The organism is Streptomyces sp. ISL-100 (genome assembly GCF_018614615.1).
In the GTDB taxonomy this organism is placed as follows: domain Bacteria; phylum Actinomycetota; class Actinomycetes; order Streptomycetales; family Streptomycetaceae; genus Streptomyces.
Genome location: NZ_JAGGOK010000076.1, coordinates 92,202 through 108,528 on the forward strand (window position 1 = coordinate 92,202; position 16,327 = coordinate 108,528).

Consider the following 16,327-nt stretch of genomic DNA (forward strand, 5'->3'; position numbering starts at 1 on the left):
ACCGGCACCGCCGTCGCCGGAGGGCGACAACGAGGCAAGAATGGCCCTATGGGCGGATTCGACCGATTCAGGGCGCGGCTCCGGGGATCCGGCCGCTCCCGGCAGGCGGGCCCGCCCCTCCGGTCCCTGTTCAGCGTACGAACGGTGGCCGGCCAGGTGTTTCTGCTGCTACTGGTCTTCGTGGTGCTCCTGGTCACTGCGGCAGTGGTGTCGCACGTACTGCAGGGCCGGCGCGAGAGCACGCAGGAGGCGTCTCTGCGCACGCGTGCCGTCGCCGAGGCGTTCGCCCACTCCCCGGCGATCGTGCCGGCGCTGGACAGCGAGAACCCCACCGCCACTCTTCAGCCGTGGGCCGAGGAGGCCAGGCGGGGCGGCGGCGTCGACCTTATTGTCGTGTACTCGCCCGACGGAATCCGGTACACCCACCGGTACCCCGACCTCATCGGGGAGCACGTGGTCGGCAGCGGAGAGCCGCCGAGTGAGCCCGTCACGCAGACCACGGACACCACCTCGGGCGTCTCCGTGATCTCCCTGTCTCCGGTCCGCCGGCCGGACGGCTCGGTCGCCGGCACCGTGGCGGCCGGCATCACGGTCGAGCGGGTGCAGGGCGTGGTCGGCCGGCAGCTGCCGGTGCTTCTCGGCTCCGCCGGCGTGGCGATGGCCCTGGCCACCGGCGGTGCGGTGCTGGTCAGCCGACGCCTGCGGCGGCAGACCCGCGGGCTGGACCCGGCTGAACTGGCGCGGCTGTACGAGCACCACGACGCGGTGCTGCACGCTGTCCGGGAAGGGGTTCTCATCATCGGGAGCGACGGGCGGCTGCTGCTGGCCAATGACGAGGCCCGCCGACTGCTCGACCTGCCCGCCGATGCCGAGGGGCGCCGCGTGAGCGACGTGGGCCTGGATCCCGCCACCGCCCGACTGCTCACCTCGCGCCGCGCCGCCACGGACGAGGTGTGTGTGGCGGGCGACCGCCTGCTGGCCGTCAATCTGCGCCACACCGGCGAACACGGCGGGCCGCCCGGGATCGTCGCCACCCTGCGGGACACCACCGACCTGAGGGCGCTCGCCGGCAAGGTGGAAGGGGTACGGGAGCGCCTGCTCCTGCTGTACGAGGCCGGGGCGCGTATCGGTACCACCCTCGACGTGACCAAGACCGCCGAAGAGCTGACGGAGGTGGCGATCCCCCGGTTCGCCGATTTCGCCACGGTCGACCTGGTGGAGAGCGTCCTGCGCGGCGAGGAACCGATCACTCCGCGCGGAGCGGTCACGAACATGCGCCGCACGGCCGTCGCAGGCCTGAGCACAGACCACCCCTTCCATCCCGTCGGCTACGTGCTCGGTTTCATTCCCGACGGTCCGTCGGCCCCGGGCATGCGCAGCGGCCGCACGGTTCTGGAACCCGATGTGACCACATCGCCGGACTTCCGCCGACGGGATCCCGAGCGTACGCAGAGGATCATCGCGTACGGAGTCCACTCGCTGCTCTCGGTTCCGCTGCACGCGCGCGGCGTGGTCCTGGGGATGGCGAATTTCTGGCGTACTCGCAATCCCGAGCCCTTCCACGAGGACGACGTGTCCTTCGCCGAGGAACTGGTGGCCCGGGCCGCCGTGTGCGTGGACAACGCCCGCCGCTACACCCGCGAGCACGAGATGGCGGTCACCCTGCAACGCAGCCTGCTGCCGAGCACTGTGCCCGAGCAGAACGCCGTCGATGTGGCCTTCCGCTACCTGCCCGCACAGGCCGGCGTGGGCGGCGACTGGTTCGACGTCATCCCGCTGCCCGGCTCCCGTGTCGCCCTGGTCGTCGGTGACGTCGTAGGGCACGGTCTGCACGCGGCCGCCACGATGGGGCGGCTGCGGACGGCGGTCCAGAACTTCTCCACCCTGGACCGCCCGGCCGACGAACTCCTCGCACGCGTCGATGAACTCGTCGGCCGGATGGACCAGGAGGAAAGAGCCGGCGCAGGGGAGACGGAGGTCACGGGGGCCACATGCCTGTACGCGATCTACGATCCGGTCACCGGGCGCTGTTCAGTCGCCAGAGCCGGACACATGGGACCCGCGGTGGTCCTGCCCGACGGCACCGTGGAGTTCCCCGAGACACCGGCCGGCCTCCCTCTCGGCCTGGGGGGCCTGCCGTTCGAGGCGGCCGAAGTGCGGCTGCCCGAGGGGAGCCGGCTGGTGCTCTTCACGGACGGTCTCGTCGAGGCGCGCAGCCGGGACCTCGATGCCGGTCTCGAACTGCTGCGCGCCAGCCTGAGCCGCCGTGGCCGGACTCCGGAGGAGACCTGCGCCGACGTACTGCGGACCATGCTGCCCACCCCTCCGGGCGACGACGTGGCTCTCCTGGTGGCCGGGACGCGCATTCTCGACCCGGACCGGGTCGCCAGCTGGGACGTGGCGCCCGATCCCTCCGCCGTCGCCGAGGTGCGCAAGGAGGTCACGCGCCGGCTCGGCGAATGGGGGCTGGAGGCGGAGGCGTTCGCCACGGAACTGATCCTCAGTGAGCTGGTCACCAACGCCATCCGGTACGGCGCGGCCCCGATCCGGGTCCGTCTGCTGTACGACCGCACACTCATCTGCGAAGTCTCCGACACCAGCAGCACCGCGCCGCACCTGCGCTACGCGGCGACGACCGACGAGGGCGGCCGGGGCCTGTTTCTCGTCGCCCAGTTCGCCGAACGCTGGGGCACCCGCTACACCGACAACGGCAAGGTCATCTGGTCGGAGCAGACCCCGGGCGCGGGCGTGCTCTGAGTGCGCGACGGGCCGGGTGTCACGCGACACGGCTCTCGCCTCCCGTGAGGCCGGTGAGACCGTCGAGGACGGCCAGGGCGAGTTCGGCGTTCTGCGCGAGGTACTTCTCGTCGAGCATCTCGGCGTGCGTGCCGAACCCGCGCAGCAGTTCGGTGCGAGTGGTCGAGCTGCCGTGCCACGTGCCGCGCTGCCCCGCCGTGTAGAAGGCCGACTTCCGCTCGTCGGAGATCACGCTGACGGTCGCCGCCACCGTGCCCAGGTTGGGAGTACGGCAGCAGAAGTCCAGGTACTCCCTGGCCTGTTCGAGGGTTTCGGCGGTGACGGTCTCCGAGCCGGTGTGGCGGTGCACATGGGCCCGCAGTTCCTGCTCGAACGCCTCGATGTGCTCGTCGGCCAGGGAGTGAGGGGTAAGGAGGCGGTACGAGTCCATGATCACCACATGGGGGACTTCGCGCCCGCGTTGTTCGAGTTCCTTGGCCACCTCGAAGGCGAGGTTGCCGCCGAGGGAGTAGCCGAGGAGGGGGCAGGGGCCCTCGGGCCGCAGCGTCTCGACCAGGTCGGTGTAGCGGGTCACCTTGTCGCCGTCGAGGTGGTTGAAGGCGACCAGTTCGTACTGGGGGAGGTGCGCTGCGAACCGGCGGTAGACCAGTCCGTGTCCACCGGCCGGCGGGAAGCAGAAGAGGACGGGGTCATCGCCGCCACGGCCGGAATTGAAGGTCAGGTACGGGCGGTTGCCGGAGATCCTGCCGGTGACGATGTCCTCGACCGTCCTGGCCATGCCGTGCAGGGTGGTGACCTTGAAAAGCAGACCGACCGGGATGGCGATGCCGAACTCCGACTGGAGGCGGTGGATCAGCTCGATGAGCCTGATGGAACTGCCGCCGGAGGTGAAGAAGTCGTCGCGCAGGCCCGTGCGTTCCCTGCCGAGCAGCGCCTGCCAGTGGGCCGCCATGCTCTGTTCGTAGAGCGTGACCGGCGGTTCATGGGTCCCGGCCGCCGGTTCCACTCGGTGCTCCGGAAGCGCGGCGACGTCCACCTTCCCGTTCGGGGTCAGCGGCAGGGCGTCGAGCGCCGTGAAGTACGTCGGGATGAGGTAGGTGGGGAGCCGGGCGGCGAGATGTCGGTGCAGCGCTCGCGGATCGAGCTCGGTGGCGGCGGCCGGCACGCAGTAGGCGCACAGCACGGCCTCGCTCCTGGCGTCCGTGCGAACTGTGACGCAGGCCTGGGCGATGCCGGGCCAGGACATCAGCAGGGACTCGATCTCGCCGGGCTCGATGCGATGGCCGCGCACCTTGATCTGGGCGTCGGCGCGACCGATGAGGTGCGTCCGGCCCTGCGGGTCGCGGCGGGCCAGGTCGCCGGTGCGGTACAGCCGTTGGGGTGCGGCGCCGGGGCCCCGGCCCAGGGCCAGGGTCACGAAGCGGTCCGCGGTCTGCCCGGGGTCGCCCGCGTAGTCGATGGCGAGGCCCGCGCCACCGACCCACAGTTCGCCCGTGACGCCGGGCGGGACGGGCTCGCGGCGGTCGTCGAGGATGTGCAGGGAGCAATTGGGCAGGGGGCTGCCGATCGGGACCGTCTGATGGGGGTCGAGTCCGTCGGTGGGTCCTTCGAAGCAGGCGCTGTCGACCGCGGCCTCGGTCAGGCCGTACGAGTTGATGACACGCGTGCGGGGGCCGCACAGGCGGCGCAGCCGCTCGTACTCCGCGACCTTCCACACGTCGGAGCCGACGATCAGCAGCCGCATGAAGTCCAGCCGGTGGCCGCCTTCTTCGCAGTGGGTCATCAGGGAACGTACGACGGCGGGGACGAACTCGGCGCAGTCGACGGCCTCGGCGGTCATCGTCTCGTGCAGCCGGGCGGTGTTGAGCAGCAGATCGCGGCCGATCAGGACCAGGCGGCCGCCCGAGCACAGGGCGCGGACGAGGTCGCCGGTGAACACGTCGAACGAGACGCCGGCCATCTGGAGGTGGACGCCGGGCGCGGCGGCAAGACCGTACTGCGCGCGCCAGGCGGCGTGTACGGCGGCGAGGGCGCGGTGGCTGACGCGTACGGCCTTCGGGCGGCCCGTCGACCCCGAGGTGTGGATGACGTAGGCGGGAGCGTCCATGTCGCAGGGGACGTCGTCGAAGTCCGACGCCGGGTCGCCGTCGGCGAGCGGATCGGTGAGGAAGCCGGCGTCACGCAGCGCCGCCCCCAGCCGTTCGCGTCCCGCCGCGTCGGTGAGGACGAGGCCCGCGCCCGCGTTGTCCGTCATGAAGGCGAGCCGGTCCAGGGGATGGTCCGGGTCGAGCGGCAGATAGGCGGCTCCCGCCTTGAGTACGGCGAGGAGCGCGACGATCAGCTCGGGCGACTTGGCGAGGCAGACGGCGACGACATCACCGGCCCGTACGCCCCGCTCGCGCAGCCTGCCCGCCAGGGCGCGGGCGTGGCGCTCCAGTTCGCCGTACGTCAGATGGCGCGTCGCGCCGGTCTCGGAGGGCACGGAGAGCGCGACGGCCTCGGGGGCGCGGCCGGCGGCCTCGGCGATCAGCCGGTGCACCGGTACGTCGTGGGGCAGAGGGCGGCCCACGGCGGCGCAGTCGTGGAGGACACGGTCGCGTTCTTCGGCGCCCAGCAGCTCCAGCCGGGGCACCGGCTCGTCGGCGGAGGCGCGGGTGAGGGCCTCCAGGGCGTTGACGTAGTGCGTGACCATCCGGCGTACGGTCTCGGGCAGGAAGAGGTCGGTGTTGTACTTCAGGACGCAGTGGAAGCGCCGCTCGGCCTCGTCCTCGTACGCCGACAGGGTGAGGTCGAACTGCCCTTCCTCCTCGGGGAGTTCGATGTAGTCGAGGGAGTATCCGTACTGCTGCGTGGCCACCTTGTGGGCGAGCAGGATGAACATCGCCTGGAAGACCGCCGACCGGCTCGGGTCGTGCTGGAGACCCAGCTTCTCCACGAGCAGGACGAAGGGGTACTCCTGGTTGTCGAGACCGCCGAGCACCGTCTGGCGGACCTGGGACAGGAGAGCGGAGACCGACGGGGCGCCGGACAGATCGGCGTACAGCGGCAGCGGATTGACGAAGTGGCCGTAGACGGAGGCGAACTGCTCGTCGGTGCGGCCGGTCACGGGGCTGCCGATGATGATGTCGTCCTGCCCCGAGTAGCGGTGCAGCAGGATGTAGTAGGCGCTGAGCAGCACCATGAACACCGTCACGTCGTGCTCGCGGGCCAGGGCGTGGACGCGGGCGCTGAGTCCGGCGTCGAGCACGAAGAACTCGGACGCGCCGTTGTGGGTCTGCACCGCGGGCCGGGGCTTGTCGGTGGGCAGGTCGAGGGCCGGGATCTCGGCGGGCAGGCTGCCCCGCCAGTACTCCAGCATGCGACGCGCTTCGGGGGAGGCCAGGAACTGGTTCTGCCGGTTGAGGAAGTCCAGGTACCGGGCCGGTACAGGCGGCAGCTGTACGCTCCGGCCCGCGCGCATGCCTTCGTACAGGGCGAGGAGTTCCTCGATGAACGTGAAGGTGGAGATCGCGTCGGAGATGATGTGGTGGACGGCCTTCATGATGACCCAGCGGTCCGGGCCGCGCTTGAAGAGCCGGAAGCGGATCAGCGGGTCGTGTTCGAGGTCGTACGGCTTGCGGTACTCACGGACGATCAGGGCGTGGATGTCGGTCCAGCCGAGGTCCTGGACGTCGAACAGCGCCACGTCCGGCTCGCCGGGGTCCGAGACGCGCTGCACCGGCTGCCCGTCCTCCAGCGCGAAGTTGGCGCGCAGCATGGGATGCCGGGCGACGAGGGCACGAACGGCGGCGAACATCAGCTCCGGTTCCAGCTCGGCCCCCACCTCGACGGCGCCGCCGATGTTGTAGGCGAAGCCGTCGGGATTGAGCTGCTTGAGGAACCACAGGGCCTGCTGGTTCTGGGTGAGGGGATATAGGGACGCGTCCTCGTGGATGGCGACCGCCACCGAGGCGCCTGCCCCGCCCGCGGTCTCCTCGGCCAGGGCGGCGGTGGCGTCGTACAGCTGGGTGATGAGCTCGTGCGTCGGAGCGCCGCTGAGCAGGGCCACGACGGGCAGGGCGACGCCGGTCTCGGCGTGGACGCGGGCGCGCAGTTCCATGGCGAGGAGCGAGTCGAGGCCGAGCGAGCCGAGGCGGCTCGCCGGGTCGATCTGCTCGGTGCGTACGCGTAGTACGGCCGAGGCCAGCGCGGTGAAGCGCTCGACGATGAGCCGGGTGCGCTGCTCCTCGTCCGCGGTGCGGAAGACATCCAGGAAGTCGCTGTGTCCGTCCGCAGACGCGTCGCCGGCGGCAGCGGCCTCGGCGGCGAGTCGCGTGACGAGCGGGGGAGGGGATGCGTACCAGGCGAGGAAGACCTTCCAGTCGACGATCGTGGCGATCAGCAGCTGCGGGCGGTCCTGGCCGATGACGCGTTCCAGCACGCCCATGCCGGCGCCGGGCGTGAGCGAACTCATGCCGCGGCTGGTGCGGTAGTGCTCGACCAGGCCGAGCTCCTCGATCATGCCGGTAGCCCACGGCCCCCAGTCGAGGCTGAGTGCGGGCAGGCCGCGGGCGCGGCGGTGGTGGGCCAGCGCGTCGAGGAAGGCGTTGCCCGCCGCGTAGTTTGTCTGGCCCGTCGTGGTGAGGAGGGAGGCGACGGAGGCGAAGAGGACGAAGTGTTCGAGCGGTTCGTCACGCAGATGGTGGTGCAGGAGCCAGGCACCGGCGGCCTTGGGGGCGAGGACGGAGTCGAAAGCGGTCCGGTCCATGTCGCGGACGAGCGTGTCCTGTACGTGCCCGGCGAGGTGGAACACGCCACGCACGGGCGGCGCGTCCTGTTCGCGGTACGTGTCGAGCCAGGCGGCCAGGGCCTGTTCGTCGGTGATGTCGAGGGCAGCGTGCACGGGGTGGGCGCCGAGGGCTTCCAGTTCCTTGACGAAGTGCGTGTTACTGCCTGCCGCAGAGGCGGGATCAAGGTCGCGCCAGCGGCTGCGTTCGGGCAGCGGGGTGCGGCCGACGAGGATGAGGTGGCGGGCGCCGCGCTGGACGAGGAAGCGGCACAGGAGCCTGCCGAGGGCGCCGAAGGCGCCGGTGACGAGGTAGGCGCCGTCCGGGCGCAGGCGCGGCGGGAGGGGGCGGGTTAGCCCTTCGGGACGGGTGAGCCTGCTGATGAGGCGACGGCCGTCGCGCAGGGCGACCTCGTCGTCCGTGGTGCCCCCTGGCCCGGCGGGGGCCGCCAGGATCTCGTCCAGCAGGGCCTCCGCCTCCGCCCGGCGGGTCATGCTCGGGGCTTGCGCGACATCCGGGGCGAGGTCGATCAGTTTGCCGGGGTGGGCGGTCAGTTCCTGGTGGCGCAGGACGCGGCCGATGCCCCAGGCGGGGGCGCCCAGCGGCTCGACCGGGTCGCCGGCGGCCGCCGCCTGCGTACCCCGGGTGACGATGTGCAGAGCGGCAGGAGAGGCGGTCTGCCGAGGGTCGTCCTGGAGCGCCTGGGCGAGGGCGACGAGGGAGTACCCGCCGGTGGTGCTGTGCCGGCCGAGATACCGGCGCGCGGTGTCGTCCAGCGTCGGCAGGTCGAGGTTCCACAGGTGGACGACGGTGTCGGCGCCCTCTTCCAGCTCGGCGAGCAGCCGGCGCAGGTCGTCGGCGCGGCCGGGCACCACGGTCGAGGTGCGGGTGTCGTGGCTGATGGCGTAGGAGTCGCCGGGGCGCACGAGGTGGCAGCGGCCGCCCAGCGCCGTCACGAGCTCCGCGAGCACGTCCGCGACGCCGCCCCGCGCGTCGGCGAACAGCAGCCAGGTTCCCGGGGCCGTGGCGGTGGCGGCCGGGTCGGCGTCGAGAGGCGCCTCGGACCAGGTGAGTTCGGTGAGCCAGTTGTCGATCGTGGCGAGTCCCACGGTGGCCGAAGTCTTCTCGACGTCGGCGGCCCGGAAGCCGCCGATGTGTCCGAGCGGCCGGCCGTCGTCGCCGTAGAGGGTGATGTCACCGATGAGTTCGTCGCCCTGTTGCCGGGTGACAGTGGCGTGGGCCCACAGCGGCCGGTCGCCCACCGCAGTGGTGCGTACGTCGGTGATGGACAGCGGCAGCAGGATACCGGTGCCCCGCACTCCCGGCTTGTCGCTCGCGGCGGCGAGCAGGGTCTGGAAGCAGGAGTCGAGCAGGACGGAGTGCACATGGTGACGCGCCGCGTCGTCACCGATGGACTCGGGCGGTCGGATCAGGGCCAGCGCCTCGCCCTGGCCGGTCCACACCTCTTCGATGCCCTGGAAGGCGGGTCCGTAGTGGTAGCCGAGTGCGCCTAACGCCGAGTAGCAGGCCGTGGCGTCGAGGTGCTGTTCGCTGCGCGCTCTGATCGCGTCGATGTCCAGCGGGGCGGCGGTGCGCGCGGAGTCACTGTGTCCTGTACGGACGACGCCGCACGCGTGGACAGCCGACTCGTCGCTGCCGCCGCTTCCTGTCCCGATGGTGAAGGCGGCGTTCTGCGAGGAGAACGACAGCTGCACGGAGCGAGGCGCGTCGTCGGGAAGGAACAGTGCCTTGCGCAGTTCGATGTCGCCGAGCGAGACGTCCATACCGCCGGTCATGGCCCGTACCGCCTGGGCGGCCATCTCGATGTAGCCCGCCGCCGGGAAAAGGGTCCGGCCCTGGATGCGGTGGTCGCCGAGGTAGGGCGCGCTCTCGACGTCGAGCTGCGCTTCCCACGCGGGTTCCGCGGTGGCCAGGCGGCGGCCGAGGAGGGGGTGGTCGACCCGGCCGAGCCTGACCTGCGCCACGGGCGCGGGCTCGGTCCAGTACCGGTCGCGCTTCCACGGATAGCGCGGCAGCGGTACGGTCCGGCCCGCGCCCCGCGGGTGCAGTACGCCCCAGTCGATGGCGCAGCCCACGTTGTGGAGCGCGGCGAGCGAGGTGGTGAAGCGCGCCGCCTCGTCCTCCTCCCGGCGGATCGAGGTCAGCGTCAGCACGCCCTCGGCGGCCTGACCGGCCGGCCCGCCGTCGACGCACTCCCTGATCGAGTGACCCAGCACAGGGTGCGGGCCGATCTCCAGGAAGACACGGTGGCCGTCGTCGGTCATCCGCTCGACGGCCGCGCGGAAGCGGACGCTGTCCCGCACATTGCTCCACCAGTAGTCCGCGCCGAGTTCGGGGCCGTCGGCCAGGCCCTCCCGCGCTGTCAGGTAGAGCGGTACGCGGGCGGGGCGCAGCTCGATGCCGGCGAGGCTGCCGAGTAACTCGTCCTTGATCAGTTCCATCCGGGCGCTGTGGTAAGGCACCCGTACGGTGAGGAACTTGGCGAAGATCTGCTCCGCCTGCAGGGTCTCGGCGAGCGCGGCGAGCGCCGTCTCGTCCCCGGCGAGGGTGAGCGCGCCCGGGCTGTTCACGGCGGCGACGGACACCTGGCCGCCGTACGGGCGCAGGCGGCGTACCGCCTCCTCCTCGGCCAGGCCCACGGCGAGCATCGTCCCGGTGCCCACCAGCCGCTGCTGGAGACGGCTGCGGTGTACGACGATCCGCACCGCGTCGCGCAGGCTGTAGACGCCGGCTTCGTAGAACGCGGCGATCTCTCCCGTGCTGTGGCCGACGATGGCGTCGGGATGTACGCCGTGCGCGCGCCACAGGGCGGCGAGCCCGGTCTGGACGGCGAAGCTGGCGGGCTGAGCCAGCCACGTCTCGTCCATCCGGGAGTCGGCCGCTTCCGCGCTCATCTCCTCGACCAGGGACCAGCCGGCCAGCGCGGCGATCTCACGGTCGCAGCGCTCGACGGCCTCACGGTAGACGGGCTGCGAGGCGAACAGCTCACGGCCCATGCCCCACCACTGGGGGCCCATCCCGGTGAACACCCAAGCGGGCCGCCGCTGTTGGCCCTCGCGGCGCCGGCCGAGGGTCACGCGGGGGTGGGCCTCGCCCCGTACATACGCCGAGAGCGCCTTGTCGAGTTCGTCGCGGGAGCTGTACACCACCGACAGCCGGGCGTCGTGATGCTGGCGGCGGTGCGCGAGCGTGTGACCGAGGTCGGCGGTAGAGGTGGTGTGGCCGCTGAAGGGGCTGTGGGGCCGTGCCAGTTCCTGGCGGATCCCTTCAGCGAGTACGGGCAGGCCGGAGGCATCGCGCGCGGTCAGCGGAAGGATGCTGTAGCCGGGGCGGGGCGCCGCGTCCCGGTGACTGGCGTGCGAAGGCAGCGGCGGCGCCTCCAGCAGGACATGCGCGTTGGTGCCGCCGAAGCCGAAGGAGTTGACGCCGGCGCGGGCCGGTCCCTCGTGTGCGGGCCAGCGGGTGACCTGGGTCGGAATGTCGAAAGGCAGAGCGGCGAGGTCGATGGCCGGGTTGACCTGTTCCAGATTGATGTGCGGGGGGATGACTCGGTGCTTGACGCTGAGGGCGGTCTTGATGAGTCCGGCGATTCCGGCGGCCGACTCGGTGTGCCCGATATTGGTTTTGACGGAGCCGACATAGCAGTCGGCGCCCGGCTCGCGGCCGATGGCGAGGGCCCGGCCGAGGGCGTTGGCCTCGACGGGATCGCCGACCGGGGTGGAGGTGCCGTGCGCCTCGACGTAGTGGAGGTCACCCGGTGCGATGCCGGCCTCGGCGCACACCCGCTGGATCAGGGCGACTTGGGCGTCGGCGCTGGGCACGGTGATGCCGTTGCTGCGCCCGTCCTGGTTGACACCGCTCGCGGTGATCACGGCATGGACGGGATCGCCGTCGCGGACGGCGTCCTCAAGGCGTTTCAGGGCCACCACACCTTCGGCGCGGACATAGCCGTTCGCACCGGCGTCGAACGCGCGGGATCTGCCCTCGGGAGAGAGGAAGCCGCCCTTGGTCTCGGCGATGGTGTACTGCGGGGCCAGATGCAGCAGCGTGCCGCCGGCGAGGGCGACGGTGCTCTCGCCCCGGCGCAGGCTCTCGCAGGCGAGGTGCACGGCGACCAGGGACGAGCTGCACGCGGTGTCGATGGAAACACTGGGCCCGCGGAAGTCGAAGCAGTACGAGATGCGGTTCGACACCATCGTCATCATCGTGCCGGTCGCCGTGTGTGCGCCCAGGGTGTCGAACCGCAGGTCGGCGAACTGAAGGATCTTGTAGTCCAGGGTGAACGCGCCGATGAACACGCCGACATCGTGTCCGGCCAGCTCGGCCGGCTTCTGCCCGCCGTCCTCCAGCGCCTCCCACGCCACCTCCAGCAGTTTTCGCTGCTGGGGGTCCATGTGGGTCGCCTCGCGCGGGCTGATGCCGAAGAACGCGGGGTCGAACTCGTCGAACCCGTCGATGTATCCGCCCCTGCCTCCCACCAGGCGGCCGGGTTTGGCCTTGTCCCGGCTGCCCAGGGTGGTCACGTCATATCGGTCGTGCGGCGTCGCTGTGATGCAGTCCTTGCCGTCGAGCAGGTTCTGCCAGAAGGTCCGGTGGTCGCACGCGCCGCCGGGGAAACGGCAGCCGATGCCGATGATCGCGATCTTCTCGGGAGGGGTGGTGCGGAGCGAGTCGGTCATTTCAGCTCCTTGAGTTGGGTAGCCGTAAAAAAGACAAGGTCATCCGGGGGTTTCGCCGGTCCTGACGGACCGGCGGCGCAAGGGGTGCACGAGGGTGGCGACGATGGCGCCGGTACCGGGGAACGAATCCGGGTCCGCGAGCCCGACGGCGGCCGGTTCGCGCCCGGGATGCCAGGTGAAGCTGCCGAACGCCCGGTCCCAGATGGACAGGTCGGCGCCGTAGTGCCCGGCCTCGGCCAGATCGGCGCTGTGGTGCAGCCGGTGCTGCTCGGGGCTTGCGAAGACGTGGTTCAGCGGGCCGAGCCGGACGGCGACATTGGCGTGGATGAGGTAGCCCTGAGCGACCACGAACAGGCCCACCCCGAAGACGGCCGTGTCCGAGAACCCGACCAGCGCCAGGGCCAGTTGGACAATGGCCTGGCTCAGCAGGATGTCGCCGATGTGGTTGACGCCGTTGTTGCCGACGTTGACCTTCTCGGGCACATGGTGCACGCCGTGCAGCCGCCACAGCCACGGATTGGTGTGTCCGAGCCGGTGGAAGCCGTAGCCGGCGAGCGACCCCAGCAGCAGGGCGAGCGGGATCTCCGCCCCGAGCGGGAGTATGGAGTCGGGCCGGGCCAGGAGGCCCACGGCGAACACCACCAGGGCCGACCCCAGAGCTCCGCCCACTGCCGTGAGCGCGTAGTACACGGCGTACCACCGCCACTCCCGCCGGTCGGGACGCCAGGCCGGCTCGTACGGGATCAGGCTCTCCAGCACCACGAGAGCGCCGAGCGTCGCGAGCTGGAAGAGGAACGTGACCCGGCCGGGTTCCCAGCTGTAACGCACGGTCGCGGCGAAGACGGCCACGACCGAGAGCAGGAGAAGGGGGTGGGCGACGCGGGCCAGGACAGCGCCGCTTGTCGACGAACTGGACATGGGCATCCCTCTCATCGACGGGTCGTCACGGGAGCGCTCCCCTTGGGGCGTAGCCCGGCGGGGAGCGTGCCAACAGAGTGCTGTGGATCGATTACGCAGAGCAATGGCGCCCGACCGGCGCGCGGAGTCGCACCGCGCGAGCCGTGATCCGCCCGCCCCCCGGGCGTGACCCCGGCGGCGCTCGCGATTTTGCATATCTTGCGAATGGCGGTTCAACGGAGCCGCCGCGGACGGCCTGAGTGGCCCACGTTCCACGGTGCGAAGTGGTCCTGTCGGGGGCTCCATTGCGGCCCTAACGTCATGGCTGTGACGACAACTCACCGGCTGCTGCCGCCCCCAGGACCTCCACGGATCCTCGCTCTCGCCCAGCTCGGCAACTCCGTTGGTGACGGCGCGTATTACGTCACCTCGGCGCTCTACTTCACGCACGTCGTCGGCCTCTCGCCGGCCAGGGTCGGGCTCGGGCCGACGATTGCCTGGGCGGTGGGCTCGGTCGTGGGTGTGCCGGTCGGGCGGGTCGCGGACCGGTGCGGGCCGCGGGGTACCGCGGTGGTGCTCGCGCTCGGGACGAGCGCGGCCGTCGCGTCGTTTCTGGTGATCCGTTCGTTCGCGCCGTTCCTGGCCGCGGCGACCCTCTACGCTATCGCGCAGTCCGGTCTCGCCGCTGCCCGGCAGGCACTGCTGGCGGGGCTGGTCGCGAAGGGGGAGCGGACCGGCGTACTGGCCCATCTCCAGTCGACGCTCAACGCGGGACTGGCCGTCGGCGCGGCGCTCGGCGGTCTCGCGCTGCACTACGGCACGCAGGGCGCGTACCTTTCGGTCTTCGCGCTGGACGCCGCGAGCTTCCTCGTCTGCGCGCTGGTGCTGCTGCGGCTGCCCACTGTGGCGCCCGTACCGGCGGTGAAGGGTCATGGGCTCGCGGTGCTGCGCGATCGCCCGTACGCCGTCGTCACCCCCCTCAACGCGGTACTGCTGCTGCGCATGCCGCTGCTCAGCCTCGGCATTCCGCTGTGGATCACGGAGCGCACGCAGGCGCCCGAGTGGATGGTGTCGGCCCTGTTCGTGCTGAACACGCTGGCTGTGACGTTCTTTCAGGTGCGCACCGCACGCGGGGTGACCGGGCTTGCCACGGCCGCCCGCGCCGTCCGTCACTCCGGGCTCATCATGCTCGTCGCGTGCGCCGTGTTCGCCCTGTCCGCCGCCGGGGTGTCACCGTGGGTGGCGGCCGCGGTGCTCGTCGGCGGCGCGGTGCTGTTCGTCGCCGCCGAGATGCTGCAGTCCGCGGGCTCCTGGCAGATCAGCTTCGACCTGGCGCCGCCCGGACGGGTCGGCGAGTACCAGGGCTTCTTCGGTACGGGCGTGACCGTGGCCCGCACCCTCGGCCCCCTGCTGCTCACCGCGCTGCTGGTGACCTGGTGGCGTACCGGGCTGGCTGCTGCTCGGCGCGCTCTTCCTGGCCGCTTCATGCGCGATGGGGCCGGCGGCGCGCTGGGCCGAGCGGTCGCAGCTCTCCCCTGCGGGGACTGCGGCGCAAGCCGTGGAGCACCTGCCGGTTCAGTCCTGAGCGCCCGTCTTCCGGCCGGACCGCGCCTTGGCCCGGTGCAGCGGAGAGCGTTCCTCCTCGCCCAGGCCGCCCCACACTCCGGTGCGCTGTCCGGAACGCAACGCGTAGGCGAGGCACTGCCGGGTCACGGAACAGCGCCCGCAAATCTCCTTGGCCGCGGCCTGCTCTTCCAGCGCGGGTCCTTTGACCCCCACGGGGAAGAAGAGTTCCGGGTCGGTGCCGGCGCAGGCAGCCCTGCGTAACCACCCTTGGTCCAGTGGCAGCCCATCCATGAGTCGCCGGGTGCCCTTCCCGTTCCGGGCCAAACGCGGGTGTGGCGGGTGTGTCATCCACCGGGCAGCAAGGAATGACGGCGGCCGTCAGGGGGACCCGGAGCGTCATGGAGACCCAGTGACGAGGGAGACCCAGCGACGAGGAGAGAGCGATGCGCGCACTGACCTGGCACGGAAGGCGGGACGTACGGGTGGACACCGTGCCCGACCCGCAGCTGAAAGAGCCGACCGACGTGATCGTACGCGTCACCTCGACCGGCATCTGCGGTTCCGACCTGCACCTGTACGAGGTCCTGGGGCCCTATCTGGACCCGGGGGACATCCTCGGACACGAGGCCATGGGCATTGTCGAGGAAGTCGGCGCCGGAGTCTCCACGCTCGCGCCGGGCGACCGCGTGGTGATCCCCTTCAACGTCTCGTGCCAGCACTGCTTCATGTGCGAACAGGGGCTGCACTCGCAGTGCGAGACCACCCAGGTCCGGGAGCGCGGCACGGGCGCGGCACTGTTCGGATACACCAAGCTGTACGGCCAAGTCCCCGGCGGCCAGGCGGAGTTCGTGCGTGTACCGTTCGGTGACAGCCTGCCGATCAAGGTGCCGGAGGGGCCACCCGACGATCGGTACGTCTTTCTCTCCGACGTCCTGCCCACCGCCTGGCAGGCCGTCGAGTACGCCGCGATACCGCCCGGCGGCACCGTGACCGTACTCGGCCTCGGCCCCATCGGTGACATGGCGGCCCGTATCGCCCTGCACCGGGGCGCGAGCCTGGTGGTCGGCGTCGACCTGGTGCCGGAGCGGCTGAGCCGGGCGGGCACGCGCGGCGTCAGGGCGCTCGACCTGCGCAGTTACGGGAAGGACCTCTCCGACGCCATCCGCGACCTGACCGACGGCCGGGGCACCGACGCCGTGATCGACGCCGTCGGCATGGAGGCCCACGGCGCGCCCGTCGCCAAGGCGGCGCAGTGGATGACCGGTCTGCTGCCCGACGCCGCCGCGCAGCGGCTGATGGAACACGCGGGAGTCGACCGGCTGCACGCCCTGTACACCGCGATCGACGTGGTGCGCCGGGGCGGCACGATCTCCCTGTCCGGCGTGTACGGCGGCATGGCGGACCCGATGCCGATGCTGACCCTCTTCGACAAGCAGATCCAGCTGCGGATGGGGCAGGCCAACGTCAAGCGCTGGGTGGACGACATCCTGCCGCTGCTCGGCGACGAGGACCCGCTGGGCGTGGAGGGATTCGCCACTCACTCCATGCCGCTGGCGAACGCGCCGAGGGCGTACGAGATGTTCCAGGCCAAGGAGGACGGCATGATCAAGACACTGCTGAGGCCCTAGAAGGCTCGTGAAG

Annotated in this window: 5 protein-coding genes and 1 pseudogene; 3 read left to right on the forward strand and 3 right to left on the reverse strand. The window is 71.2% G+C overall.

The window, feature by feature from the left end:
* The first annotated feature begins 48 nt into the window (after positions 1 to 48).
* Entirely contained in the window at positions 49 to 2,757 is a 2,709-nt protein-coding gene (locus J7E89_RS32140) for a SpoIIE family protein phosphatase/ATP-binding protein (protein ID WP_214978465.1), read from the forward strand.
* A 19-nt stretch (positions 2,758 to 2,776) separates the two neighbouring features.
* Here the strand turns inward: J7E89_RS32140 and J7E89_RS32145 are convergent, their stop codons facing one another.
* Together J7E89_RS32145 and J7E89_RS32150 are read right to left on the reverse strand one after the other, a co-directional pair.
* Complete coding sequence (locus tag J7E89_RS32145) at positions 2,777 to 12,223, reverse strand: non-ribosomal peptide synthetase/type I polyketide synthase (protein ID WP_214978467.1); 9,447 nt, start codon at positions 12,221 to 12,223, stop codon at positions 2,777 to 2,779.
* 39 nt (positions 12,224 to 12,262) lie between these two features.
* Positions 12,263 to 13,141, reverse strand: a complete 879-nt coding sequence (locus J7E89_RS32150; RefSeq protein ID WP_251061376.1) for a sterol desaturase family protein — start codon at positions 13,139 to 13,141, stop codon at positions 12,263 to 12,265.
* Between the two features lie 300 nt (positions 13,142 to 13,441).
* On the opposite strand from J7E89_RS32150, the pseudogene J7E89_RS32155 reads away from it, so the two are divergent.
* Positions 13,442 to 14,705 (forward strand): annotated as a pseudogene (locus tag J7E89_RS32155) (MFS transporter).
* Here J7E89_RS32155 and J7E89_RS32160 read toward each other — a convergent pair.
* Positions 14,696 to 14,977, reverse strand: a complete 282-nt coding sequence (locus J7E89_RS32160; RefSeq protein WP_214978471.1) for a WhiB family transcriptional regulator — start codon at positions 14,975 to 14,977, stop codon at positions 14,696 to 14,698. The pseudogene J7E89_RS32155 and the gene J7E89_RS32160 sit on opposite strands and share 10 nt — an antisense overlap.
* Before the next feature lie 152 nt (positions 14,978 to 15,129).
* Between J7E89_RS32160 and J7E89_RS32165 the strand changes: the two genes are divergently transcribed.
* On the forward strand, positions 15,130 to 16,314 hold the full coding sequence (locus tag J7E89_RS32165) for a zinc-dependent alcohol dehydrogenase (protein WP_214978473.1): 1,185 nt from the start codon (positions 15,130 to 15,132) through the stop codon (positions 16,312 to 16,314).
* The last annotated feature ends 13 nt before the right edge of the window (positions 16,315 to 16,327 follow it).

Bases quoted from the DNA above. Each gene is read 5' to 3' on its own strand.
- J7E89_RS32140 (WP_214978465.1), top strand. From the start codon at position 49: ATGGGCGGATTCGACCGATTCAGGGCGCGGCTCCGGGGATCCGGCCGC.
- J7E89_RS32145 (WP_214978467.1), bottom strand. From the start codon at position 12,223: ATGACCGACTCGCTCCGCACCACCCCTCCCGAGAAGATCGCGATCATC.
- J7E89_RS32150 (WP_251061376.1), bottom strand. From the start codon at position 13,141: ATGTCCAGTTCGTCGACAAGCGGCGCTGTCCTGGCCCGCGTCGCCCAC.
- J7E89_RS32160 (WP_214978471.1), bottom strand. From the start codon at position 14,977: ATGGATGGGCTGCCACTGGACCAAGGGTGGTTACGCAGGGCTGCCTGC.
- J7E89_RS32165 (WP_214978473.1), top strand. From the start codon at position 15,130: ATGCGCGCACTGACCTGGCACGGAAGGCGGGACGTACGGGTGGACACC.